This window comes from Pseudomonas sp. X10, from assembly GCF_054889225.1.
Map to the genome: position 1 here is coordinate 5,426,129 of NZ_CM142677.1, position 24,864 is coordinate 5,450,992.

Annotated in this window: 23 protein-coding genes; 5 read left to right on the forward strand and 18 right to left on the reverse strand. The window is 63.0% G+C overall.

What is annotated here, in order from left to right:
• Positions 1–56: 56 nt before the first annotated feature.
• The 6 genes from ACYU03_RS24640 to ACYU03_RS24665 all read right to left on the reverse strand — a co-directional run bounded on the left by ACYU03_RS24640 (position 57) and on the right by ACYU03_RS24665 (position 7,770).
• Positions 57–611, reverse strand: a complete 555-nt coding sequence (locus ACYU03_RS24640; RefSeq protein WP_461887206.1) for a phosphonate degradation HD-domain oxygenase — start codon at positions 609–611, stop codon at positions 57–59.
• A gap of 34 nt (positions 612–645) precedes the next feature.
• A complete protein-coding gene (locus ACYU03_RS24645; RefSeq protein ID WP_461887207.1) occupies positions 646–1,671 on the reverse strand; it encodes a putative 2-aminoethylphosphonate ABC transporter substrate-binding protein in 1,026 nt (341 codons plus the stop codon).
• Positions 1,672–1,710: 39 nt separating this feature from the next.
• A complete protein-coding gene (locus ACYU03_RS24650) occupies positions 1,711–3,435 on the reverse strand; it encodes a putative 2-aminoethylphosphonate ABC transporter permease subunit (protein WP_461887208.1) in 1,725 nt (574 codons plus the stop codon).
• A gap of 1 nt (position 3,436) precedes the next feature.
• The gene (locus ACYU03_RS24655) at positions 3,437–4,501 is read right to left on the reverse strand and encodes a putative 2-aminoethylphosphonate ABC transporter ATP-binding protein (RefSeq protein ID WP_461887209.1); all 1,065 of its coding nucleotides are present in this window, start codon (positions 4,499–4,501) and stop codon (positions 3,437–3,439) included.
• A gap of 139 nt (positions 4,502–4,640) precedes the next feature.
• A complete protein-coding gene (locus ACYU03_RS24660) occupies positions 4,641–5,507 on the reverse strand; it encodes a LysR family transcriptional regulator (protein ID WP_461887210.1) in 867 nt (288 codons plus the stop codon).
• Between the two features lie 7 nt (positions 5,508–5,514).
• Positions 5,515–7,770, reverse strand: coding sequence for a heavy metal translocating P-type ATPase (locus tag ACYU03_RS24665; RefSeq protein ID WP_461887211.1), 2,256 nt, complete (start codon positions 7,768–7,770; stop codon positions 5,515–5,517).
• Between the two features lie 145 nt (positions 7,771–7,915).
• Between ACYU03_RS24665 and cadR the strand changes: the two genes are divergently transcribed.
• Entirely contained in the window at positions 7,916–8,359 is a 444-nt protein-coding gene (gene cadR / locus ACYU03_RS24670) for a Cd(II)/Pb(II)-responsive transcriptional regulator (RefSeq protein ID WP_461887212.1), read from the forward strand.
• Between the two features lie 115 nt (positions 8,360–8,474).
• Here the strand turns inward: cadR and ACYU03_RS24675 are convergent, their stop codons facing one another.
• The 3 genes from ACYU03_RS24675 to ACYU03_RS24685 are packed head-to-tail and all read right to left on the reverse strand — an operon-like array spanning position 8,475 to position 11,102.
• The gene (locus ACYU03_RS24675) at positions 8,475–9,446 is read right to left on the reverse strand and encodes a thymidylate synthase (RefSeq protein WP_461887213.1); all 972 of its coding nucleotides are present in this window, start codon (positions 9,444–9,446) and stop codon (positions 8,475–8,477) included.
• 48 nt (positions 9,447–9,494) lie between these two features.
• Positions 9,495–10,304, reverse strand: coding sequence for a prolipoprotein diacylglyceryl transferase (gene lgt, locus ACYU03_RS24680; RefSeq protein ID WP_461887214.1), 810 nt, complete (start codon positions 10,302–10,304; stop codon positions 9,495–9,497).
• Between the two features lie 15 nt (positions 10,305–10,319).
• Complete coding sequence (locus ACYU03_RS24685) at positions 10,320–11,102, reverse strand: sulfite exporter TauE/SafE family protein (RefSeq protein WP_461887215.1); 783 nt, start codon at positions 11,100–11,102, stop codon at positions 10,320–10,322.
• A gap of 131 nt (positions 11,103–11,233) precedes the next feature.
• Here ACYU03_RS24685 and ACYU03_RS24690 point away from each other — a divergent pair, with 131 nt between their 5' ends.
• A complete protein-coding gene (locus tag ACYU03_RS24690) occupies positions 11,234–11,980 on the forward strand; it encodes an NRDE family protein (RefSeq protein ID WP_461887216.1) in 747 nt (248 codons plus the stop codon).
• A gap of 92 nt (positions 11,981–12,072) precedes the next feature.
• On the opposite strand, the gene ptsP is transcribed toward ACYU03_RS24690, so the two are convergent.
• Together ptsP and ACYU03_RS24700 are read right to left on the reverse strand one after the other, a co-directional pair.
• A complete protein-coding gene (gene ptsP, locus ACYU03_RS24695) occupies positions 12,073–14,352 on the reverse strand; it encodes a phosphoenolpyruvate--protein phosphotransferase (RefSeq protein WP_461887217.1) in 2,280 nt (759 codons plus the stop codon).
• 22 nt (positions 14,353–14,374) lie between these two features.
• The gene (locus ACYU03_RS24700; protein WP_196144209.1) at positions 14,375–14,854 is read right to left on the reverse strand and encodes an RNA pyrophosphohydrolase; all 480 of its coding nucleotides are present in this window, start codon (positions 14,852–14,854) and stop codon (positions 14,375–14,377) included.
• A 141-nt stretch (positions 14,855–14,995) separates the two neighbouring features.
• Here ACYU03_RS24700 and ACYU03_RS24705 point away from each other — a divergent pair, with 141 nt between their 5' ends.
• Positions 14,996–15,652, forward strand: coding sequence for a histidinol-phosphatase (locus ACYU03_RS24705; protein ID WP_461887218.1), 657 nt, complete (start codon positions 14,996–14,998; stop codon positions 15,650–15,652).
• 31 nt (positions 15,653–15,683) lie between these two features.
• On the opposite strand, the gene ACYU03_RS24710 is transcribed toward ACYU03_RS24705, so the two are convergent.
• Positions 15,684–16,109: a DUF2269 domain-containing protein gene (locus ACYU03_RS24710; RefSeq protein ID WP_461887219.1), complete on the reverse strand. Its 426-nt coding sequence runs from the start codon at positions 16,107–16,109 to the stop codon at positions 15,684–15,686.
• A gap of 38 nt (positions 16,110–16,147) precedes the next feature.
• Positions 16,148–17,662, reverse strand: coding sequence for a threonine ammonia-lyase, biosynthetic (gene ilvA, locus ACYU03_RS24715; protein ID WP_461887220.1), 1,515 nt, complete (start codon positions 17,660–17,662; stop codon positions 16,148–16,150).
• A gap of 152 nt (positions 17,663–17,814) precedes the next feature.
• Here ilvA and rpiA point away from each other — a divergent pair, with 152 nt between their 5' ends.
• Positions 17,815–18,486, forward strand: a complete 672-nt coding sequence (gene rpiA / locus ACYU03_RS24720) for a ribose-5-phosphate isomerase RpiA (RefSeq protein ID WP_461887221.1) — start codon at positions 17,815–17,817, stop codon at positions 18,484–18,486.
• A gap of 54 nt (positions 18,487–18,540) precedes the next feature.
• Here the strand turns inward: rpiA and ACYU03_RS24725 are convergent, their stop codons facing one another.
• From ACYU03_RS24725 to ACYU03_RS24740, 4 genes are all read right to left on the reverse strand, one after another.
• The gene (locus tag ACYU03_RS24725; protein WP_461887222.1) at positions 18,541–19,452 is read right to left on the reverse strand and encodes an SdiA-regulated domain-containing protein; all 912 of its coding nucleotides are present in this window, start codon (positions 19,450–19,452) and stop codon (positions 18,541–18,543) included.
• Positions 19,453–19,542: 90 nt separating this feature from the next.
• A complete protein-coding gene (locus ACYU03_RS24730) occupies positions 19,543–20,469 on the reverse strand; it encodes an SdiA-regulated domain-containing protein (RefSeq protein WP_461887223.1) in 927 nt (308 codons plus the stop codon).
• A 165-nt stretch (positions 20,470–20,634) separates the two neighbouring features.
• A complete protein-coding gene (locus ACYU03_RS24735) occupies positions 20,635–21,300 on the reverse strand; it encodes a fumarylacetoacetate hydrolase family protein (RefSeq protein WP_461887224.1) in 666 nt (221 codons plus the stop codon).
• 31 nt (positions 21,301–21,331) lie between these two features.
• Positions 21,332–22,729: an FAD-binding oxidoreductase gene (locus tag ACYU03_RS24740; protein ID WP_461887225.1), complete on the reverse strand. Its 1,398-nt coding sequence runs from the start codon at positions 22,727–22,729 to the stop codon at positions 21,332–21,334.
• 171 nt (positions 22,730–22,900) lie between these two features.
• Between ACYU03_RS24740 and serA the strand changes: the two genes are divergently transcribed.
• Positions 22,901–24,130 (forward strand): phosphoglycerate dehydrogenase, encoded by a 1,230-nt coding sequence (gene serA / locus ACYU03_RS24745; RefSeq protein WP_461887226.1) that lies wholly within the window; start codon positions 22,901–22,903, stop codon positions 24,128–24,130.
• A 67-nt stretch (positions 24,131–24,197) separates the two neighbouring features.
• On the opposite strand, the gene ACYU03_RS24750 is transcribed toward serA, so the two are convergent.
• The gene (locus tag ACYU03_RS24750) at positions 24,198–24,674 is read right to left on the reverse strand and encodes a DUF4399 domain-containing protein (protein WP_461887227.1); all 477 of its coding nucleotides are present in this window, start codon (positions 24,672–24,674) and stop codon (positions 24,198–24,200) included.
• Positions 24,675–24,864: the final 190 nt, after the last annotated feature.

The window sequence follows — 24,864 nt, forward strand, 5'->3', positions numbered from 1 at the left end:
GCCCCTCATGCGAACGACACCTATAGCGCCAATGGATTCGGCGTGCTGTCCAAAACTCAGTGCAACAGCGCCAACGCCTTGCCCTTGAGCACCTCCAGGTCGAGCACCGGTACATCGACCTCCTTGGCCATCTCATCCCACTGGCGCATGCGCAGGCTCACCGCGTACAGCGGGTCCTGCTCGAAAGCATCGGCCTCGGCCTCGCTCATCACCCCGCCCTGGTACTCCAGGGTGCGCCGGCTGGCCTCGCTGAGTCGCTGGTAGTAACCTGGCTGGCGCAGGGTCAGGTAGCGCTTGGCTTCGACGTGGTACTCCACCAGGCGTGCCAGGCGCTCGCTGAACCCACAGCGCCGCAGGTACTCGGCACCGACTCGCTCGTGACTGACCACACCATAGCCCCCCATGTTGCCCTCCCCCTCACCGCACAAATGGCCGATGTCGTGGAAGAAGGCGGCCAGCACCACCTCGTCGTCATAACCTTCCGCCAGCGCCAGCTGGGCTGCCTGAGACATGTGTTCCAGCTGCGACACCGGCTCGCCGATGTAGTCCTCGGCGCCATGGCGCTCGTAGAGGGCGAAGGTGTCGTGGACGATCTGCTCGCTGTTACGCATCTGGCTTCAGCCTCCTTGTGGATAACCGGGGTCGTTACTGCTGGGCAACCTTCTCCGACTTCCCATCATAGCGCTTGCGCCATTCAGCCAGAATCTGGTCGCGGTTCTTCGACGCCCAGGCAAAGTCGTTCTTGATCAGGCGCTGTTCGTAGTCGGCCGGCAGTTCGCTCTGCGGCTTGGCAATGCCCGGCTGGGCCAGGACAGCGAAGTTCTCCTTATACAGCTCCATCGCCGCAGGGCTTGCGGAGAAGTCGGCCAGGCGCTTGGCCGCGTCAACCTGCTGGCTGCCCTTGATCAGCGCAGTCGCCTCGATCTCCCAGCCCAGGCCTTCCTTCGGCAGGATGATGTCCAGCGGCGCGCCCTGGCGCTTGAGCTGCACGGCTGGGTATTCGAAGGAGATACCGATCGGGAACTCACCCGCCGCCGCCAGTTTGCACGGCTTGGAGCCGGAGTGGACGTACTGGCCGATGTTCTGGTGCAGGCCATCCATGTAGGCCCAGCCCTGCGGCTCGCCAAAGGTCTGCAGCCAGGCGCTGACATCGAGGAAGCCGGTGCCGGACGAGGCTGGGTTCGGCATGACGATCTTGCCCTTGTACTCAGGCTTGGTCAGGTCTTGCCAGCTCACGGGCTTGCTCAGGCCCTGCTTCTCAGCCTCGACGGTATTGAAGCAGATGGTCGCGGCCCAGACGTCCATGCCGACCCAGGCCGGTGGGTTGGCAGCATCACGGTAATTCTCGCCGATCTTTTCCAGGTCGGTCGGCGCGTATGGCTCGAGCATGCCGTTCTGGTCGAGGATGGCCAGGCTGGAGGCGGCCAGGCCCCAGACCGCGTCAGCCTGCGGGCGGTCTTTCTCGGCCAGCAGCTTGGCGGTGATGATGCCGGTGGAGTCGCGCACCCACTTGATCTCGATATCCGGGTTGGCTTTTTCGAAAGCCTGCTTGTAGGTCTTGAGCTGCTCGGCTTCCAGAGCGGTGTAGACCGTCAGCTGGGTCTGCGCGGCCGAAGCCTGCAGGCTGAACGCAGCGAGGACGGCAGCGGCAAGTACGGTGGGCTTGAACATGATGCGGTTCCTTTGAACGGTACAGGGTTGGGAGGTCGGTCAATGGCCGGGAACGCGCTGGCGCCAGGCCTGGGAGCGGCGTAGCAGTCCGCGTGAAGCACCGGCAAGCAGCAGCGAAACGGCGGCGCTGGTCAGCAGAATCAGGGTCGACATGGCGGCAGCGCCGCCGACGTTGCCGGCGTCGTCCATGTTCAGTACGGCGACAGCGGCGAGGATGGTGTCCGGGCTGTAGAGGAAGATCGCCGCCGACACTGTGGTCATCGCCGAGACGAACAGGTAGCGGATGATGTCCAGCAGGGCCGGCAGGCAGATCGGCACAGTCACCCGCAGGAAATGCCGGTACAACGGCGCCTTGAGCGACAGCGCAGCGGCCTCGAACTCACCGTCGAGCTGACGCAAGGCGGTGGTCGCGGTCATCTGCGCGGTGGTCAGGTAGTGGGCGATGGTGCACACCACCAGCAGGGCCATGCTGCCGTAGAACACATGCAGAGGGTTGCCGCTGAGGTTGAAGAAGAACACGTAGCCCAAGCCCAAGACCAGGCCCGGCACCGCCATCGGAATGAAGCTGAGCAAGCGCAGGGACTGGTTGAGCAGGCGCTGGCCCTGGGTCTTTTCCATTAGGTAGGCGCCAGTGAAAATCACCGCGCTGCCGATCAGCGCCGTGCCCAGGGCCATGGTCAGGCTGTTGCGGTAGGCCAGCCAGCCGCCACCAGCAGTGTCCTCGAACATGTAGTGTTTGAGCGACAACGACAGGTTGTAGGGCCAGAACTTCACCAGCGACGAATACACCGCCATGCCAACCACCAGCAGCAACACTGCGCAGACCAACAGCACCACGGCCAGGAAGCAGGCATCGCGGCGGCGCGAGGGCTGCGGCTGGAACACCTGGGCACGGCCGCTCATGGCCTCGCCCTGTCGGCGGCGCAACCAAGCGTCGACAGCAAAACTGAGCAGCGCCGGCACCAGCAAGACCATGCCGATCAGGGCACCACGGCCAAACTGCTGCTGGCCAACCACAGCCTTGTAGGCTTCCAGCGCCAGCACTTGGTAGTCGCCGCCGACCACCACGGGTACACCGAAGTCGGTGATAGTCAGGGTGAACACCAGGCAGAAAGCGGCGAACACGGCCTGGCGGGTACCCGGCCAAGTGATACTGCGAAACGCCCGCCAGGGCCCGGCCCCCATGCTCGAAGCGGCATCGAACAGCCGGGCATCGGCCAGCGACAGGGCCGAGAGCAGAATCATCAGCGCATGGGGAAAGGTGTAGATCGCCTCGCCGAGGACAATGCCCCAGAAACCGTAGATGTTGTCGCTCAGCAACCCGCGCAACAGACCCTGGTTGCCGAACAGGTAGACCAGGGCAATGGCCGGCAGCATCGATGGCGCCAGCAGCGGCAGTAGCGAGATGCCACGCCACAGGCCTTTGGCTGGGATCAACGTGCGTTGCAGCGCGTAGGCGAACAAGTAGGCCAGTGGCACGACGATAAGCGAGACGCTGAGCGCGACCTTGAGGCTGTTGCCCAGCAGCCAATGGAAGTTGGCGCTGGCGAATAACTCGCGGGCCGCCCCCAGGCCACCGCCCTGGCCGGCGTCACCACTGAAACCACGCCAGAAGATCGCCAGCAACGGCATCAACACGGAGAGAATGAGTAAAACCAGCAGCAAGCTCTTGCCACCGACTACGAACAGGCGATCACCCAGGGCGACGCCGCCGCGCGGCGCGGCCTTGACCTGGGAGACCGGCAGGGACATTGGCGCGGCCATCTCAGGCAAACACCTGGAGGCTGCTCGGCGGCAGGGCGACCCAGATATCCTGGGAACCCAGGCGCGGCATCGACTCTGGAGCCACCTCGGCGAGCAAGGCATGGCCCGGCAGCTCATTGAGCTCGAAGCTCATGCGGCAGCGGTTGCCGAGGAAGGTGATCTCCCGCACCCGCGCCGGGAACAGGTTCTCCTCATGCACCGGCGGGTTGACGCTGATCGCCTCGGGGCGGCAGAACAGACGGCCGCTGCTGGCCTGCCCCGCACCCGCTGCCAGACGCATGCTCATGGCACCGACCTGGGCATGGCTGTCGCTGCTGCGCTGGAACGGCAGCCAATTGCCCTGGCCGACGAACTCGGCGACGAACGGGGTAGCCGGCTGGTTGTAGATTTCCTGGGGCGTGGCGTATTGCTCGACCTGACCGTTGTTCATCACCGCGATGCGGTCGGCCATGAGCATGGCCTCGTCCTGATTGTGGGTCACCATCAGGGTGGTGATGCCCAGTTGGCGCTGCAGTTGGCGCAGTTCGCTGCACAGGTGCTCACGGACCCGCGCATCCAGCGCAGACATCGGTTCGTCGAGCAGCAACAGCGATGGCGATGGCGCCAGGGCGCGGGCCAAGGCCACGCGCTGTTGCTGGCCACCGGAAAGCTGGCCGGGATACTTCTTCTCGCTGCCGGACAGGCCGACCAGTTCGAGCATCTGCGCCACCCGCTGACGCACCTGGTCACGACCACTGCCCGCCAGGCCGTAAGCGATATTGGCCTCGACCGTCAGGTTGGGAAACAGGGCGTAAGACTGGAACAGGATGCCGTAGTCACGGGCCTGGGGCGGCAGGTCGGAGATATCGCGCTCGCCGATGTACAGCGTGCCACGGTCCTGGCGCTCAAGGCCTGCGATGCAGCGCAGCAGGGTGGTCTTGCCGCAGCCTGAAGGGCCGAGCAGGCACACTAGCTCGCCAGCGGCGACGTCCAGGGAGACATCGTGCAATGCCGTGAAAGCGCCGAAACGCTTGTGGATACCGCGCACTTTCATCTGTGCGCCAGGGGTTGCGACTGCGTTGTTCATGACAAGGCCTCACCGAAGAGATGGGGCCATGCTAGGGAGTCAATGCGAAGGTTCTGTGGCGTGGAGGCAAAAGATACCGATAGTGGTATTGATGGATTTGGGGTGGAGCTTCAATGCCAAACGAGGCATTGCAAAGCCGTCAGCTGACGCCAACCACTTCCTGGGCCATACCCAGGAACGCCGCCGGCAGGCGCGCCTGGCGCCGCTCCTTCAGGCAGTACAGGTACTCATGCATCACCGGCGCGCCCTCCAGCGTCAGCACCCGCAACTCAGGGTTATGCGGCACTTCATGGCGGGCAATGATGCTGATACCGATGTTGCGCAGCACTGCTTCCCGGATGGATTCACGGCTGCCGATCTCCAGCAGCGGACCGACCTTGACCCCAGCCTCCTGCAGCATCTGCTCGGTGAGCTTGCGTGTGGTCGAGCCCTGCTCGCGCATCAGTAGGCAATGGCCGGCCAGGGCGTCGATGGACAACGCCTGACGCTGGGCCAGCGGATGATGGCGGTGCACTGCTAGCACCAAAGGATCGGAACCCAGAACCCGCCGCACCAACCGCGCGTCCTCCAGCAACTGCGACGAGGCGGCGAGGTCGACACGGTAGTCTTCGAGCATCTCCAGCACCTGCTGGGAATTGCCGATCTCCACGGCCACTTCCACCTGCGGCAGACGCTCACGGAAGATCTTCACCAGATCGAGAATGTAATAAGGTGCGGTCGCGGCAATGCGCAGGCTACCCTGGGCCTGGCCGCTGTTGCGCAGGAAGAACTCGATGTCGGCCTCCTGCTGCAGCAAGGTCTTGACCATCGGCAGAAGACGGGCGCCCTCTTCGCTCAGGGTCAAGCGCCGGCCGCCCCGGTAGAACAACTCGACCGCATACTGGCTTTCCAGGTTGCGAATTTGCGTGGTCACCGTGGGCTGGCTGAGTCCGAGCTTCTTCGCCGCCAGGGTGATGCTGCCCAGGCGGGCCACCATGTAGAAGGCTTTCAACTCCGAACTCTGCATACATCCCCTATTTGCGCAGCAGGCGCAGGCCGTTGAACACCACCAGCAGGCTCACGCCCATGTCGGCGAAAACCGCCATCCACATGGTCGCCATGCCGGCAAAAGTGATCGCCAGGAAAATCGCCTTGATCCCCAATGCCAGGACAATGTTCTGGGTCAGGATCGCCGCACTCTGGCGCGACAGCCTGACGAAGGCCGGGATTTTGCGCAAGTCGTCGTCCATCAGCGCCACATCGGCGGTCTCGATGGCCGTATCGGTGCCTGCGGCGGCCATGGCGAAGCCAATTTCCGCCCGGGCCAGGGCGGGCGCGTCGTTGATGCCATCGCCGACCATGCCGACCCGATGGCCCTGGGCATAGAGTTCCTCGATGGTCTGCAACTTGTCCGCCGGCAACAGGTCGCCCCTGGCTTGATCGATACCCACCTGGCTGGCGATCGCTTGCGCGGTGTGCGGATTATCGCCGGTGAGCATGACCGTCTTGATGCCCAGCGCGTGCAATTCAGCGATGGCCTGGCGGCTGCTGTCCTTGACCGTGTCCGCCACGGCGAACAGCGCCAGCGGACCGGAGCGGTCGAGCAGCAGGACCACGGTCTTGCCCTGGCGCTCCAGTTGGTCGAGTTCGGCCTCCAGTTGTGGCGAGCACAGGCCCAGTTCCTCGACCAGACGGTGGTTGCCAAGGTGGTACGCCTCCCCGTCGATCTCTCCACGAACCCCTCGCCCAGCCAGGGCGGCGAAATCGCTCACCTGGCTCAAGGCCAGGCCCTGCTCGCCCGCGAACACCGCAATGGCCCGCGAAACCGGGTGGTCGGAGCGCTCGGCCAAGCTGGCGGCCAGCGCCTGGGCACGGCCTTCGAACAGCGGGTCGAGCACTTTGAAATCGGTCTGTACCGGCTTGCCATGGGTGATGGTGCCGGTCTTGTCCAAGGCCAGGAAGTCCAGCTTGCGCCCGCCTTCCAGGTACACGCCACCTTTGACCAGGATACCCTTGCGCGCCGCTGCGGCCAGGCCGCTGACGATGGTCACCGGGGTGGAGATCACCAAGGCGCAGGGGCAGGCCACCACCAGCAATACCAAGGCACGGTAGATCCAGTCGAACCAAGAGGCGCCAGCCATGAACAGCGGCGGAATCACCGCCACCGCCAGGGCCACGGCAAACACGACCGGGGTGTAGATGCGCGAAAAGCGGTCGACGAAGCGCTGGGTCGGCGCCCGCGCGCCTTGGGCCTCTTCCACCGCCTTGATGATGCGCGCCAGGGTGGACTGCCCCGCCGCCGCGGTCACCCGGTATTCCAGCGCCCCAGCCTGGTTGATGGTGCCGGCGAACAGCTTGTCGCCAGCGCCCTTTTCAATTGGCAGGCTCTCGCCGGTAATCGGCGCCTGATCGACGCTGGACTGCCCATCGACCACCTCGCCATCCAGACCGATACGTTCGCCCGGCCGCACCCGGACCAAAGCACCCAGGGCCACCTCGCGTACCTCGACCTCACGCCACTGGCCATCGGCCTGCTGCACCGTGGCCAAATCCGGACTCAGTTGCATCAGGCCACTGATGGCGTTGCGTGCGCGGTCCAGGGAGCGGGCTTCGATCAGTTCGGCGATGGTGAACAACACCATCACCATCGCCGCCTCCGGCCACTGGCCGATCAACACCGCGCCAGTCACAGCGATGCTCATCAGGGCGTTGATGTTCAGGTTACGGTTCTTCAGGGCGATCCAGCCCTTTTTGTAGGTGTCCAGGCCACAGCCGAGGATCGCCGTCAGGGCGATCAGCGCCACCACCCATTCCGGTGCTAGTTCGCCAAAATGAATGACTTCCGCGGCCACCGCCGCGACACCGGACAGCGCCAGCGGCCACCAACGCGTCTTCGTGGCATGCGGCGCTGTTGCCGTGCCATCGTCGCTGTCCGCCAGCGGTTCGGCATGCATGCCCAGGCTGCTGATCGCCCGCTCGATGCCCAGAGTGTCACCAAGGGTGTGGCGCACACCGAGCACGCGGTTGATCAGGTTGAACTCCAATTGCTCGATGCCTGCGATTTTGCCCAGCTTGTCCTGGATCAGGGTCTGTTCGGTCGGGCAGTCCATGGCCTCGATACGGAAGCGGCTGAGCGCCGCCTTGCTGCTGGCCTTTTCGGTCAGTTGCACCAAGGCAGGTGCCGCAACGGAGCCGCAGCAGCTGTGAGCATGTGGCTCGTGGCAATGGCCGCCATGCGCATGGTCCTGGCCGTGATCGTGCTTGTGTTCATGACTGACAGGCTGGTTCATGGTTCATCCCTGTAATTGCAGTGGTGGACTCACTGGCGTCATCGCGGGCAAGTCGGTACGCCGCATCGCCGCTCCTACAAGAGCCTGTTGCCAAGTGAACACCCTGTAGCCACTATAGGGTCAAGCCATCTGTTGGGGATTCGTCATGAAGATCGGAGAACTGGCCAAGGCCACCGACTGCGCCGTGGAAACCATCCGCTACTACGAACGGGAGCAGTTGCTGCCGGCACCGGCGCGCAGCGAGGGCAACTACCGGCTTTACACCCAGACGCACGTGGAGCGGCTGACCTTCATCCGCAACTGCCGCACCCTCGACATGACCCTAGACGAGATCCGCAGCCTGCTGCGCCTGCGCGACAGCCCGGAAGCCCAGTGCGAGAGCGTCAATGCGTTGATCGACGAGCATATCGAGCATGTGCAGGCACGCATCGACGGCTTGCTGGCCCTGCAGGCGCAACTGGTGGAGCTGCGCCAGCACTGCCATGCCCAGGAGGCGCAGTGCTCGATCCTGCAGCATCTGGAGGTAAATGGCGCGGTGACGGCACCGGAAACGGAACACTCACATGTGGGCAGGAGCCACGGGCACTGACTGTCAGGTCATTTTCGCCGTTCTTGCAATTGCAATCGCGGGCAAGCCCGCGCCTACAAATGCTGCGCTGCCCTTAAGGTTTGCGCCCGTCCGTAGGAGCGGGCTTGGCTACACCTCAGACCGCCATCGGCGCCGTCATCGGCGCATGGTGCTCGTAGCCTTCGAGGCTGAAGTCACTCGGCTCGATCTTCTCCAGCCACTCCGGCTCATAGATACCGGTCTTGGCGAAGTCCGGCACACGGTCGCTGATCACCAGCTTCGGCGCCGCCAGCGGCTCGCGCTTGAGCTGCTCGTTGAGCATGTCCAGGTGGTTCTCGTAGACGTGCGCATCACCGATGAAATAGGTGAACCAGCGCGGCGTATAACCGGTCAGGCGACCGAACAGCGACAGCAGTGCGGCGCCTTCGGTGAGGTTGAATGGCGTGCCCAGGCCCAGGTCGTTGGAGCGGATGTAGAGGGTCAGGGAGATTTCCTTGGTCTCGACATTCGGGTGGAACTGGTACAGCAGGTGGCACGGCGGCAGGGCCATTTCATCGAGCTGGGCGCAGTTCCAGCCGTGGAACAGGATACGCCGGCTGCCTGGGTCCTTGGCGATGGTGTCCAGGCACTGGCGCACCTGGTCGATGGCCTTGTACAGGATGACGAACGCCTGGCCGTCTTCCTCATCCTTGGCGATTTGGCGAAAGCCCTGCTGCTCGGCCATCTCGATGGCCGCCGGGTTGCTCAGCGGGATACGCTTGTAGCCCGGCCACTGGCGCCACTGCACGCCGTAGATCTCGCCAAGGTCGTCATGCCCTTGGCGGAATGGGTTGGCCAGCCACTGGGCGTTCTCGTTGGCGTTCTGGTCCCAGACCTTGCAGCCCAGCTCGCGGAACTGCCCGGCGTTCCTCACCCCACGCAGGAACCCGACCATTTCACCGATCGCCGACTTGAACGCCAGCTTGCGGGTGGTGATCGCCGGAAAGCCCTTCTGCAGGTCGAAGCGCAGCATGGCGCCTGGCAGGCTGATGGTGCGGATGCCGGTGCGGTTGCCCTGCAGGGTGCCGTTCTCGATGACGTCACGGACCAGGTCTAGATACTGTTTCATGGCTTACCTGTAGCAAAGACGGCAGGGGGTGGCCCCTGCCGTGGAAAATCAGACGGCGGTCTTGGCCGTGGGTTTACGGTGGTAGGCCCACCAGATCAGGCCGATGCCAGCGAGGACCATCGGCACGCACAGCAGTTGGCCCATGGTCAGCCAACCGAAGGCGATATAGCCGAGCTGGGCATCCGGCACCCGCACGAACTCGACGATGAAACGGAAGATGCCGTAGAACAGCGCAAACATGCCGGAGACGGCCATGGTCGGCCGTGGCTTGCGGGAAAACACCCACAAAATGAGGAATAGTGCCACACCTTCCAGGGCGAACTGGTACAGCTGCGACGGGTGGCGCGGGAGCTGGGCCGGGTCGCTGAACGGCGGGAAGACCATCGCCCAGGGCACATCGGTGGCCTTGCCCCACAACTCGGCGTTGATGAAGTTGCCGATACGTCCGGCGCCCAAGCCAATGGGCACCAGCGGCGCGACAAAGTCCATCAGCTCGAAGAACGACTTGTTGTGGCGCTTGCCGAACCAGAGGGCCGCCAGCATCACGCCGATGAAGCCGCCATGGAACGACATGCCGCCCTTCCAGACCTCGAAGATCAGGGTCGGGTTGGCCAGGTAAGCTTGCAGGTCGTAGAACAGCACATAACCGAGCCGGCCACCGACGATCACCCCCATGGACAGCCAGAACACCAGGTCGGAGAGTTTCTCGCGGGTCCAGGTCGGGTCGAAGCGGTTCAGCCGACGCGACGCCAGCAGCCAGGCGCCGCCGATGCCGATCAGGTACATCAACCCGTACCAGTGGATTTTCAGCGGCCCGATGGCCACGGCCACGGGATCGATCTGCGGGTAAGGCAGCATGGTGATTCCTCTCGTTTAAAGCAGAAAGCTCAAGCCGACACAGAACAGCAGCGCGGCGAACAGGCGTTTGAGCAGGCGCGGCGACAACTTGTGCGCCAGGCGCGCGCCGAAGCGGGCGAAAAACATGCTGGTCGCGGCAACGCCCACCAGCGCCGGCAAGTAGACGTAACCCAAGCTGTGCGCCGGCAGGTGCGGATCATGCCAGCCCAGGACCATGAAACTCAGGGCACTGGCGATGGCGATCGGCAAGCCGCAGGCCGAGGACGTTGCCACCGCTTGCTGCATGGGCAGGCTGCGCCAGGTGAGAAACGGTACGGTCAGCGAACCACCGCCGATGCCGAAGATGGCCGAGGCCCAGCCGATCACGCCTCCAGCGGCGACCAGACCGGGCTTGCCAGGAATGCTGCGGCTGGCCTTGGGCTTGAGCTCCAGGGCCATCTGCACGGCGATCACCAGGGCGAACACACCAATGATCTTCTGCAGCATCGGCCCCTGGATCAGCGACGCGGTCTTGGCCCCGATCCCGGCGCCGACCAGGATTCCCAGTGTCATCCAGATAAAGACAGGCCACTGCACCGCGCCCCGTCGATGGTGTTCGAGGATAGCGTTGATCGAGGTGAAGACGATGGTCGCCAGGGAAGTGCCGACCGCCAGGTGCGTCAACACCGAGGCGTCGAAGCCCTGCAGGGTGAAACTGAACACCAGCACCGGCACGATGATGATGCCGCCCCCCACGCCGAACAGCCCGGCCAGCACGCCGGCACAGGCTCCCAACAGCAGGTAGAGTACGAACTCCATTCGTCGCCCCCATGGAAAACAATCCGGCATGGTAACGGAAGCGAGCCCCACGCCTCTAGTGAAGACTCGTTCAGGTTGTGGATCGATATTGCCGCGATGAGTAGAGTGGGCAAAAACACAGAGGCCAACCTATGTGCCTGATCGTTTTCGCCTGGCGCCCCGGGCATGCTCTGCCGTTGATCGTGGCGGCCAACCGCGACGAGTTCTACGCCCGCCCGACCCAGGGCCTGAGGGCATGGGAAGACGCACCGGGAGTATATGCCGGGCGCGATCTGGAGGCAGGAGGGACCTGGCTGGGCGTCGGCCCGAACGGGCGCTTCGCCGCGCTGACCAATATCCGAGACCCGCAACAGCCCCAGGGGTCGCGCTCGCGGGGCGAACTGGTGGCGGCCTACCTAAAGGGCGAGTTGGGAGTCGAAGCCTATCTTGACCAGGTCGCCAGCCACAGCGCGCAATATTCCGGGTTTAACCTGGTGGTGGGCGACACCGGGCAACTGGGCTACCTGCATGCCCACGAGCCATCGCCGCGATTGCTGGCACCTGGCACCTACGGGCTGTCCAATGCAGGGTTGAATACTCCATGGCCCAAGCTGATAAAGGCCCGCGAAGGGCTGCAAAGGGAGCTGGCCGACCCGCAACCGCAGCGGCTGCTGGATTTGCTCGGCGATGCTGCACAAGCGCCGGATGCCGAACTGCCGCAAACAGGCGTAGGCATGGCGACCGAGCGGCTGCTATCGAGTGTATTCATTGCCAGCCAGAACTACGGCACTCGGGCCAGCACCGTGCTGATCGTCGACGCTCAGGGCCAGCGGCGGATGGTGGAGCGCAGTTTCGGGCCGTTTGGTGGGCATTTGGGCGAGGTGGAAATCGAGGTTTGAGTGCCTGACAACTGGGGCTGCTCTGCGACCCAATGGCGACACAAGGCCCACACAGGATCGAGGGTGCTGTGATTGGTCAATTTTGGCCGCTGTCAGAGCGTCTTGTTCGCCCCCGGCCCGATCATCCGCGCCAGCCCCAGGTTCTTCAGCGCCAGTTGCAGCGAGCTGTGGATAACCTGCGGGTTGTCGTGGCCCATAGCTTCGCCCAGCAATTCGCGAGCCCTGCTCATGTTGATCTGACGCAGCATCCACTTGACCTTGGGCAGGTTGGTGGCGTTCATCGACAGGCTGTCGAAACCCATGGCCATCAGCAGCACTGCCGCCGCCGGGTCACCGGCCATCTCACCACAGATGCTTACCGGCTTGCCTTCGGCATGGGCGTCGCGCACCACCGTCTGCAAGGCCTGCAACACCGCCGGGTGCAGGTAGTCGTAAAGGTCGGCGACACGCGGGTTGTTGCGGTCGACGGCCAGCAGGTACTGGGTCAGGTCGTTGGAGCCAACCGAGAGGAAGTCCACTTGCCTCGCCAGTTCGCGGGTCTGGTACACCGCCGCAGGAATCTCCACCATCACCCCAACCGGCGGCATCGGCACGTCGGTGCCTTCGTCACGGACTTCGCCCCAGGCCCGGTGGATCAGGTGCAAGGCCTCTTCCAGCTCGTGGATGCCGGAGATCATCGGCAGGAGGATGCGCAGGTTGTTCAGGCCCTCGCTGGCCTTGAGCATGGCGCGGGTCTGGACCAGGAAGATTTCCGGGTGGTCGAGGGTCACGCGGATGCCGCGCCAACCGAGGAAGGGGTTGTCTTCCTTGATCGGGAAGTAGGACAGCGCCTTGTCACCGCCGATATCGAGGCTGCGCATGGTCACCGGCAGCGGATGGAAGGCCGCCAGTTGCTCACGGTAGATCGCCAACTGCTCCTTCTCGCTGGGGAAGCGCTGGTTGATCATGAACGGCACTTCGGTCCGGTACAGGCCCACACCTTCCGCCCCACGCTGCTGGGCGCGGGCGACATCGGCAAGCAGGCCAGTGTTGACCCACAGCGGCATGCGATGGCCATCGGGGGTGATGCACGGCAGTTCGCGCAGGGCATCCAGGCCTTGGGCCAGCTGGCGCTCCTCCTCGACCACCTCGCTGTATTGCTTGCGCAGCACGTCGCTAGGGTTAGTGAAGACCTCGCCCTTGTAGCCATCGACGATCATGTCGATGCCATCGACCTTCGAATACGGCAGGTCGACAAGGCCCATGACCGTGGGAATGCCCATAGCCCGGGCGAGAATGGCAACGTGGGAGTTACCGGACCCGAGCACCGACACCAGGCCGACCAACTTGCCTTCCGGCACTTCGCCGAGCATGGCCGGGGTCAGCTCTTCGCTGACCAGGATGGTGTTGTCGGGGTAGACCAACGACAGGTGGCGGGCCTCCTGCAGGTAGGCCAGCAGGCGGCGGCCCAGGTCCTTGACGTCGGAGGCCCGCTCGCGCAGGTAATCGTCGTCCATCAGTTCGAAACGGCTGACGTGCTCGCCGACCACCTGACGCAAGGCGCCCTGGGCCCACTGGCCAGTCTTGATGACCTGCACCACCTCGCCTCCCAGGGCGGCGTCTTCGAGCATCATCAGGTAAACATCGAACAACGCGCGCTCTTCCGGGCGCAGTTGGGTAGCGAGCTTGGCCGAAAGCTTGCGCATGTCCGCGCGCACACCTTCGAGGGCGTTGTTGAACAGCCTCAGCTCCGCGTCGATGTCCTCGACGGTCTTGTCCGGCACCACGTCCAGATCGGCGGGCGGCAACATGACCACAGCACGGCCGACAGCGGCGCCCGGCGAACCCGGCACGCCGACGAAACGGGCTTCCTGGATGCCCTTGCCCTGGCGCCCCAGGCCCCGGATGGAGCCGGTGGCCTCGGCATGGGCGATGACCCCGGCGAGCTGCGCGCTCATGGTCACCAGGAAGGCCTCTTCGCCTTCGTCGAACTGGCGGCGTTCCTTTTGCTGAATGACCAGTACACCGACCACACGGCGGTGGTGGATGATCGGTGCGCCAAGGAAGGAGGCGAAACGCTCCTCGCCGGTTTCGGCGAAATAGCGGTAACGAGGGTGAGCGGCCGCGTTTTCCAGGTTCAGCGGCTCTTCCCGGGTACCGACCAGGCCGACCAGGCCTTCGTTGGGGGCCATGCTGACCTTGCCGATCGAACGCTTGTTGAGGCCTTCGGTGGCCATCAGGACGAAACGGTTGCTTTCCGGGTCGAGCAGATAGACCGAGCAGACCTGACTGCCCATGGCCTCTTTGACGCGCAAGACAATGATCCCCAGCGCCGTCTTGAGATCTTTGGCGGAGTTCACTTCCTGGACGATCTTGCGCAGCGTATTGAGCATGGCTCGGGGTCGAACTCCGTCGTCAGTCGCGCGTCAGCAGGCGCGGGGCAAGCTCTTTTAAGGCGCGGCGGTAAACCTCGCGCTTGAATGTCACCACCTGGCCCAGCGGATACCAATAGCTAACCCAGCGCCAGCCGTCGAACTCCGGCTTGCCGGTCAGGTCCATCCGGACCCGCTGCTCATTGGAGACCAGCCGCAGCAGGAACCACTTCTGCTTCTGGCCGATGCACAGCGGCTGGCTGTGGGTCCTCACCAGACGCTGGGGTAAACGATAACGCAACCAGCCGCGGGTGCAGGCAAGAATTTCCACATCCTCGCGCTCCAGGCCAACCTCTTCGTTCAGCTCGCGGTACAGGGCATCCTCCGGCGTTTCCTCAGGGTTGATACCTCCCTGGGGGAACTGCCAGGCATCCTGGTTGATCCGCCGAGCCCATAGCACCTGCCCGGCATCATTCGTGAGAATGATCCCGACATTGGGGCGAAAACCATCCGGGTCGATCACGGCAGCAACCTCGAAAACGCATGTCACCGCATTGTTCCACAAAGCTTGCAAGCGCAGCAACGCGCCCGCCCCAGCTTATGTGCAGGGATATGAAAAGTCCGTATCCTGCGGCCTTCCCATGGGGTTATGCGAGTGACTGCGATGCGCCTGGCTTTATTCGACCTGGACAATACCCTCCTCGGCGGCGACAGCGACCACGCCTGGGGCGACTACCTCTGCGAACGCGGCATCCTTGACCCGGTCGCCTATAAGCGCCGCAACGATGGCTTCTACCAGAACTACCTTGACGGCACCCTGGACCTGCAGGCCTACCTGGCCTTTGCCCTGGAGATCCTCGCGACCACCGAGATGGCGCAACTCGACGAATGGCACCGCGAGTTCATGCGCGACTGCATCGAGCCGATCATCCTGCCCAAGGCCCTGGCCCTTCTACAAAAACATCGCGATGCCGGCGACAAGCTAGTGATCATCACCGCCACCAACCGCTTCGTTACCGGCCCCATCGCCCGGCGCCTGGGCGTGCAGACGCTGCTGGCTACCGAATGCGAGATGCACGACGGCCGCTATACCGGCCGCAGTACCGATATACCCTGCTTCCGTGAAGGCAAGGTGACGCGTCTGGAGCGCTGGATGCGGGAGAATGGCTACAGCCTGGAAGACAGTTGCTTCTACAGCGACTCTCTGAACGACCTGCCGCTGCTTGAGCGAGTGACCAACCCGGTGGCGGTCGACCCCGACCCGAACCTGCGCGCCGAGGCCGAGCGCCGCGGCTGGCCGGTGATTTCGTTGCGCGATTGAAATACGCAGGGCCGCTGTACCGCCTGGAGACCTAGACCGGCTTGGCGCCCATCAGGCCAGCGATGGAGAGGAAGCAAACGCCACTGAACACCGCCAGCGCCAAGGTAAGACGCAAACCCGTGGCCTCGGCCCGGCGCAGTCGGTTCAGGCGCACCAACAGCCACCAGGTACTGAAGGCACCGAAGGTGTAGATCACGCTGGAAGCGAGAATCCAGGTCTGCCCCAGCGGCCAGCCCAGCAGGTGGACCAACCACCAGCCAGTGAATGGCATGCTCACCAGGCAGACGCCTATCAGCAGCCAGACGAACAACAGCGGGCGCTGCAAGACCTTGCCATAGGCGCTGGTATCGCCCTGGCGCCGCGCCCACCAGGTCCATATGGCCAGGCCCAGCGCGCTGACGAGCAGCAGCACGGTGGCCAGGATGTGGACGGTTTTCAAGGTGGTCAGGTATTCCATGTCATCGCTTCCTTGGACGTTGCATCAAGCGTAGCCGCTCAACCCAGGAACAGTTGGTAGGCCGGGTTGTCGGTTTCATCCCAGTATGGGTAGCCAATCTTGGCCAGGGCCGCCGGCACCAGGTGGCGTTCGTCCTCCGGCACCTGCAGACCAGCCACCACGCGGCCATCGGCCGCGCCGTGGTTGCGGTAGTGGAACATGGAGATGTTCCAGCGCCCACCCAGCTTGTTGAGGAAGTTGAACAGCGCGCCCGGACGCTCCGGGAATTCGAAACGCAACACCAGCTCATCGCTGACGCGTGCCGAATGGCCGCCGACCATGTGGCGGATGTGCAACTTGGCCAGCTCGTTGTCGGTCAGGTCAGTGACCGGAAAGCCCTGTTCAGTCAACTGCTGGACCAGGGCCGCGCGCGGGTCGTTCTCCGGATGGGTCTGCACACCGACGAAGATATGCGCTTCGCCAGTATCGTGGTAGCGGTAGTTGAACTCGGTGATCTGGCGCTTGCCGATGGCCTCACAGAAGGCCTTGAAGCTGCCCGGGCGCTCGGGGATGGTAACCGCGATAATCGCCTCGCGGCCCTCGCCCAGCTCGGCCCGCTCGGCCACATGGCGCAGGCGGTCGAAATTGACGTTGGCACCGGAGTCGATAGCCACCAGAGTTTGCCCGGTCACGCCGTAGAGCTCGACATACTTCTTGATCCCGGCTACGCCCAATGCGCCGGCAGGTTCAGTGATCGAGCGGGTATCGTCGTAGATATCCTTGATAGCCGCGCAGATCTCGTCGGTACTGACGGTCACCACCTCGTCCACATGGTGCCTGCAAATATCGAAGGTGTGCTGGCCGATCTGCGCCACTGCCACGCCGTCGGCAAACAGCCCAACCTGTGGCAACACCACCCGCTCGCCAGCAGCCATGGCCGCCTGCAGACAGTTGGAGTCGTCCGGCTCGACACCGATCACCTTGACCTCGGGGCGCAGGTACTTCACGTAGGCGGCGATACCGGCGATCAGGCCGCCGCCGCCCACAGGTACGAAGATCGCATCCAGTTGCCCAGGATGCTGGCGCAGGATCTCCATGGCCACGGTGCCTTGCCCGGCAATGGTGTGCGGATCGTCGTAGGGATGAATGTAGACGTAGCCTTTTTCGTCGACCAGCTTCAACGAATAGGCCAGAGCATCAGGGAAGGAGTCGCCATGCAGCACGACCTTGCCACCCCGGGAGCGCACACCCTCGACCTTGATCTCCGGCGTCGTCTTGGGCATCACGATGGTCGCCTTGATGCCCAGTTCACGGGCCGCCAGGGCCACGCCCTGGGCATGGTTGCCAGCCGATGCGGTGACCACGCCACGGGCCAGCTCCTCACGGCTCAGTTGCGCCAGCTTGTTGTACGCCCCGCGGATCTTGAAGGAGAACACCGGTTGCAGGTCTTCGCGCTTGAGCAGGACCTGATTGCCTAGGCGCTTGCTCAGTTGCCCGGCGCCTTGCAGCGGGGTTTCTACCGCAACGTCGTAGACGCGCGAGGTGAGGATCTTCTTGACGTACTGTTCGAGCATCGGGAAAGCATCACTGGGCCGCGGGACAAGGGCTGCGAGTCTACCCCAGCGCCACGTCGGGCGACCACAGCAAAGCCGAGGTTTTGCCGGCACTTGCCGCTATACTAGGCCGCTTCCGTTACCGTTCCTCTCCTGCCCCCTCCGGAGCCCGCATGACTCAGGACCAACTCAAACAGGCTGTCGCCCAGGCCGCTGTCGACTTCATTCTGCCCAAGCTCGATGACAAGAGCGTCGTCGGCGTCGGCACCGGCTCGACCGCCAACTGCTTCATCGACGCCCTGGCCAAGCACAAGACCGCCTTCGACGGCGCGGTCGCCAGCTCCGAAGCCACCGCCGCCCGCCTCAAGGGCCACGGCATCCCGGTCTACGAGCTGAACACCGTCAGCGAACTGGAGTTCTACGTCGACGGCGCCGACGAAAGCGACGAGCACCTGAACCTGATCAAGGGCGGCGGCGCGGCCCTGACTCGCGAGAAGATCGTCGCCGCCGTGGCCAAGACCTTCATCTGCATCGCCGACGCCAGCAAGCTGGTACCAGTGCTCGGCGCCTTCCCTCTGCCGGTCGAGGTGATCCCCATGGCCCGCAGCCATGTGGCGCGCCAACTGGTCAAGCTCGGCGGCGATCCGGTGTACCGCGAAGGGGTGCTCACCGATAACGGCAACGTCATCCTCGACGTGCATAACCTGCAGATCACCGACCCGGTGGCCCTGGAGAGCCAGATCAACGCCATCGTCGGCGTGGTCACCAACGGCCTGTTCGCGGCACGGCCGGCAGACCTGCTGTTGCTGGGCACTGCGGAAGGTGTGAAGACGCTCAAGGCCTGACCGTCTCGGCACCTCCGCTCCGGCCTCACAGCCCGCTCCTGCCAGAAGAGCGGGCTACTCCACCGGCTTCCTGAACACATAGAACAGGTTCGGTTCACTCACCAGATAGATGGTCCCGGCATCATCCATGGCGATGCCCTCGGCCTGCGGCACGCTGCGCTTGAGCCCCTGGAAGCCTTTGCGCAACGACAGGGTGCTCAGCGGCCGCCCCTTCACATCCAGCTCCAGCACCAGCCGCGACTCATCCGACAGGGCCAGCAAGTGGCCGCTGCGCTCGTCGAACTGCAGGCTCGACAGGTCCCGGACGAACAACCGCGAATCACGCTTGCGGTCCTGCACCACGTGCACGGCATAGGGCTGCTCGAGGTTCTCATGGGGAAAGCCATGCACCTCGTAGATCAGCATCGGGTCGCGCTCCTTAGCCACGAACAAGCGCTTGCCCACCGAATCGTAGGCCAAGCCTTCGAAGCCTTTGTTGCCGTTCAGGCCAATGCCGAGGGTCAGCTGCTCGGCGTCGTTGGCATCAAGGAACAGCGTGTCATCCCGCAGGTGAACCCTGATCAGGCGCTGTTGGCGCTCGTCGGTGATCACGTAACTGTTGGGCCCCACGTATTCCACCGCTTCCGGGTCGCCAAAGCCGGTCAGTGGCACACGCCGGAGAATCCGCCCCTCCAGGGACAACTCGATCAGTTCAGAACGCGAGTTGGTGACAGTGAACAGGGTCTTACGGTCAGGATCGAAGGTCAGCGCAGAAATGTCGTCATCCAGGCCGTCGATGGGCTGGGCCTCGACCACCACCCGGTACTGATCCAGCCCTATGCTCTCCTCAGAAGGCTGCCACCAAGTCTTGAGGTTGAACCAGCCGCGCTCGAACAAGCGGAACTCCTGCCCGGCAATACCCAGCACCAACACGGCGGCCAGGCCAAGCAAGACAAGCATCAGGGGTAGGCGGGAAATACGGCGCATAAAGGCAGACTCAGCTTGAGGTGAGCGAATCTAACCACTTACAACTGAAATGAAGCTTAATGCCATCGTCGGTGCTTTCCGATGATGGTGTCAGTCCTTGCGAAAACGGTAGAACAGATTCGGCTCGCTGACCACGTAGAGGTTACCCTCATTGTCCATGGCCGTGCCTTCTGCGCGAGGCAGGGTGTCCTTCAGGCCATTGAAGCCACCGAGCAAGGTCATGAAGCTGACTTGCTCGCCCTGCTCGTCCAGCTCCAGAAGCATGTTCGAGTCGGCAGACAGCGCCAGCAGGTGCCCGGTGCGTGGGTCGATGCTCAACGCCGAGAGGTTGCGTAGGTCCAGTTCGTCGCTGGGCAGCACGCGCTTGGCGCCAGTCAAGGGGCTATGACCATCACTGTTCCAAACGAACAGCTGCGGTGGACGCTCTTCGCCGATCACGATGCGCTGGCGCTTCGGGTCCCATGCCACCGCCTCGAAGCCCTTGTTGCTCTTCTTCGACTCGCCCAGGTCATAACGTGTGAAATCAGCGCGATTGAGCGAAGTCGTGTGGGCATCCACCTTGACCAGGGTCATGTCGTGCTCCCGCTCATCGACGATCGCCAGTTGCCCGCCTTCGAGCACCGCGACACCTTCGGGATTGTTCCAGCCCACCAACGGCATCTTGCGCAGCACATCGCCATCGAGGCTCAGCTCGACCAGGAAGGGATTCTTGCCCATCACGGCAAAGAGGGTGCCAGTTTGCGGGCTGAAGGCCAGGTCCGACGCCTCATCGTCCTCCATGCCAGGCAACACCTTGGCGTCGATGTCTACCCGGTAGTCCGGCAGCCAGATGCTTTCCTTCTGGGTAACGGGGCTTTCGAAACGCTCCTTGACCCACAGTAGACCCCGGTCATCCCAGTGCATGGCAACAGACACGCCGTAACCGATCACTGCGGCCACCATCAGCCAGAAAGGCCAACGCAGGAAAGTAGGACGCTTGCGCAGCGGAGGCAGGGAAACGCTGGAGGGAAAAGCCATCGAAAGGAGTGTTCCTGGGGGTTCTTGCCAGCCTTACAGCACGACACCGGCACACGCACATGGAGGAAAGCCGTGCATTATCCGGATTATTTGTGAAAAAAATGCCAAAAACCGCCGGATGGCTTGAACAGACGATGGCAGCCAGTACTGCCATCGCCATGCAGATCAGAGTACGCGACTCTCGAAACGGCTGGCGCCTGGCAGCTCCAGCACTAGCTCGTCGCCCGGATTCAGAGGGCCGACGCCGACCGGCGTGCCGGTGAGAATCACATCACCCGGGTGCAGGGAAAAATGCGCCGCCATGTACTGGATCATCGGAATGATCGGGTTGAGCATCAGCGCGCTGTTGCCATCCTGGCGCACCTCGCCGTTGATAGTAAGGCGAATGCCGATGTCGGCCAGGTCTTCGAAGGTGCCGCTGGCTACGAAGGGCGCCAGCACACAAGCGCCGTCGAAACTCTTGGCCAGCTCCCAGGGCAGGCCCTTTTCCTTCAGTTTCGCTTGCACGTCACGCAAGGTCAGGTCCAATGCTGGGGCGAAACCAGAAATCGCGTCGCGGACCTCTTCCTCGGTCGGGTGCAACGACAGCGGCTTGCCCAGCAGCACGGCGATTTCCGCCTCGTAGTGCACCGAGCCATGGTCGGTAGGGATCTTGAAGCCACCTTGCAGCGGCACCACGCAACTGCCCGGCTTGATGAACAGCAGCGGCTCGGTGGGGATAGGGTTGTCCAGTTCCTTTGCATGCTCGGCGTAGTTACGGCCTATGCACACCACCTTGCCCAAGGGGAAATGAATATGTGTGCCGTCTACATACTGGTGCTGATAGCTCATTGGCCAACTCCTAGCGCTGTGGATACTGCAATTACTCGGGAGCGAAGATCTTACCCGGATTCATGATTCCGTTCGGATCGAACACTGCCTTGATCGCTTTCATGCAGTCAATTTCCGCTGGCGAACGGCTGTAGCCCAGGTAATCACGCTTGGTCATGCCCACGCCGTGCTCGGCGGAAATCGAGCCGTTGTAGCGCTCGACGATCTCGAACACCCACTTGTTCACCTTTGCACACGTGGCGAAGAACGCGTCCTTGTCCATCTGCTCGGGCTTGAGGATGTTCAGGTGCAGGTTGCCGTCACCGATGTGGCCGTACCAGACAACCTCGAAGTCGGGGTAATGTTCACCGACGATCGCGTCAATATCCCCCAAAAAGGCCGGGACCTTCGACACGGTCACCGAAATGTCGTTCTTGTAGGGCGTCCAGTGGGAAATGGTCTCGGAAATGTACTCGCGCAGCTTCCACAAGTTCTGCAACTGGGTCTGGCTCTGGCTCATCACACCATCGAGCACCCAGCCCTGTTCGACGCAATGCTCGAAGATAGCCAAGGCAGAGTTGGCCACCTCCTCGGTGCTGGCTTCGAACTCCAGCAGCGCATAGAAGGGACAATCGGTGGCGAAAGGGGCCGGCACATCGCCACGACCAAGGACCTTGGCCAGGGCCTTGTCGGAGAAGAATTCGAAGGCGGTCAGGTCAAGCGTGCCCTGGAAGGCATGCAGCACCGGCATGATCGAGTCGAAGTCCGGCGTGCCCAGCACCATGGCCGTCAGGTTGCGTGGCGCGCGGTCCAAGCGCATGGTCGCCTCGACCACGAAGCCAAGGGTACCCTCGGCGCCGATGAACAACTGGCGCAGGTCATAGCCGGTGGCGTTCTTGACCAGGTCCTTGTTCAGCTCCAGCAGGTCGCCCTTGCCGGTGACCACTTTCAGCCCGGCCACCCAGTTGCGGGTCATGCCATAGCGGATGACCTTGATCCCGCCCGCGTTGGTGCCGATGTTGCCGCCAATCTGGCTGGAGCCGGACGACGCGAAGTCCACCGGGTAGTACAGGCCCTTCTCCTCGGCGAACAACTGCAGTTGCTTGGTCACCACGCCTGGCTGGCAGACCACGGTACGGTCGAACTCGTTGAACGCGAGGATCTGATTCATGTAGTCGAAGGACACGACCACTTCGCCATTAGCTGCCACGGCCGCCGCCGACAGGCCGGTTCGTCCGCCCGAAGGCACCAGCGCCACCTTGTGTTGGTTAGCCCAGCGGACGATGGCCTGGACCTGATCGGTGCTCTTCGGAAACACGATCGCCAGCGGCGCAGGCGCGAAGTGCTTGGTCCAGTCCTTGCCGTAGGCTTCCAGCGAAGCCGGGTCGGTCAGGACCTTGCCAGGGTCGACCAGGGTCATCAGCTCATCAAGTACCGCGGAGTAAGTCATCGGTAGAACTCTCGAACGATTCATAGTCACCCTGAGCACTCTTCACCTGTCGGAATGAGCTCATCGGGAGTCGCCTATGCTAGCATAGGCCCCCCGCCATTCGTGCTACAGGCCGATGCCGCGCTGCTTCACTTCCCTGCCATTTTTTCTCCGGGACACAGGTTTACGCAGATGAGCAAGACTTCTCTCGACAAGAGCAAGATCAGGTTCCTTCTTCTCGAAGGCGTCCACCAGACTGCAGTGGATACCCTCAAGGCTGCCGGGTACACCAATATCGAGTACCTCACCGGTTCCCTGCCGGAAGCCCAACTGAAGGAAAAGATCGCCGATGCGCACTTCATCGGCATCCGCTCGCGCACTCAACTGACCGAAGAGGTCTTCGATTGCGCCAAGAAACTGGTCGCTGTCGGCTGTTTCTGCATCGGTACCAACCAGGTCAACCTGGGCGCTGCCCGCGAGCGCGGCATCGCCGTGTTCAACGCGCCCTACTCCAACACCCGTTCCGTCGCCGAGCTGGTCCTGGCCGAAGCCATCCTGCTGCTGCGCGGCATTCCCGAGAAGAACGCTTCCTGCCACCGTGGCGGCTGGATCAAGAGCGCGGCCAACTCCTTCGAGATCCGTGGCAAGAAGCTGGGCATCGTCGGCTACGGCTCGATCGGCACCCAACTGTCGGTCCTGGCCGAAAGCCTGGGGATGCAGGTCTACTTCTACGACACCATCACCAAGCTGCCGCTAGGCAATGCGACCCAGGTAGGCAACCTGCACGAACTGCTGGCGATGTCCGATATCGTCTCGCTGCATGTGCCGGAGCTGCCGTCCACCCAGTGGATGATCGGTGAGAAGGAAATCCGCGCCATGAAGAAGGGCGGCATCCTGATCAACGCCGCCCGTGGGACCGTGGTCGAGCTGGACCACCTGGCCGCCGCCATCAAGGACAAGCACCTGATCGGCGCCGCCATCGACGTGTTCCCGGTCGAGCCACGCTCCAACGATGAAGAGTTCGAAAGCCCGCTGCGTGGCCTGGACAACGTGATCCTGACCCCGCACATCGGCGGCTCCACCGCCGAAGCCCAGGCCAACATCGGCCTGGAAGTGGCCGAGAAGCTGGTCAAGTACAGCGACAACGGTACCTCGGTATCGTCCGTCAACTTCCCGGAAGTCGCCCTGCCGGCTCACCCGGGCAAGCACCGTCTGCTGCACATCCACGAGAACATCCCTGGCGTACTCAGCGAGATCAACAAAGTCTTCGCCGAGAACGGTATCAACATCTCCGGCCAGTTCCTGCAGACCAACGAGAAAGTGGGTTATGTGGTGATCGACGTGGATGCCGAGTACTCGGACCTGGCACAAGAGAAGCTCCAACAGGTCAAGGGCACCATCCGCTCCCGCGTCCTGTTCTGAGTTATCCTGCTGCATGAGAAAAAGGGAGGCCCTGGTGGCCTCCCTTTTTCATTGCCGTTGTCCCGTGTTACTTGACGGTCACAGTGATCTTCTCCGACTCCACGCTCGGCTTGAACGGCACGTGGTACATATCGCCTAGCACCAGCTGCAAGGTATGTTCACCCGGTGTCAGCGTCAGGGTGACCTCGGTTTGCGCCTTGCCGAAGTGCAACACTTGCGGGCCGGCCGGCAGCGGCTGGTTGTTCTCCGGCAATAGGCTGGTCGGCAGGACCTGGTCTTGCGCAGGCTCCTTGTCGACATCCACCAGCAGATGATGATGGCCGGTGTGCGGGGTCGCATCACCTGCCGGCTTGAGCTCCATGCCCTCGATTCCGAACGTGACGGTGAAGGTCTTGTCGACCGTCGCGCCATTGGCCGGGGAAACGATGAACACCTTGGCACCTTTCGGCGGCTCCTGGCTTTTCAGGCCGTCGGCAGCACTGGCCAGCACCGACGCCCCCATCAACAGGCCGGCAACAGCAGCACGCGAAAATAGGCTTTTCATTCACTTCTCCTGTGATTCACTTCATTGACCGCTGCCCATGAAACGAATGGCGGCGGTTATTCAACATAGTCCAAATGCTTCAATAGGTGTTTAAAGCCGATAGCATAAATATTTCATACTGTCGTAAACATTGCCCCGGGGCCGGGGTCATAGCCTGCGACCGGGACAACCAGAGGAAGTTCTGGCGACT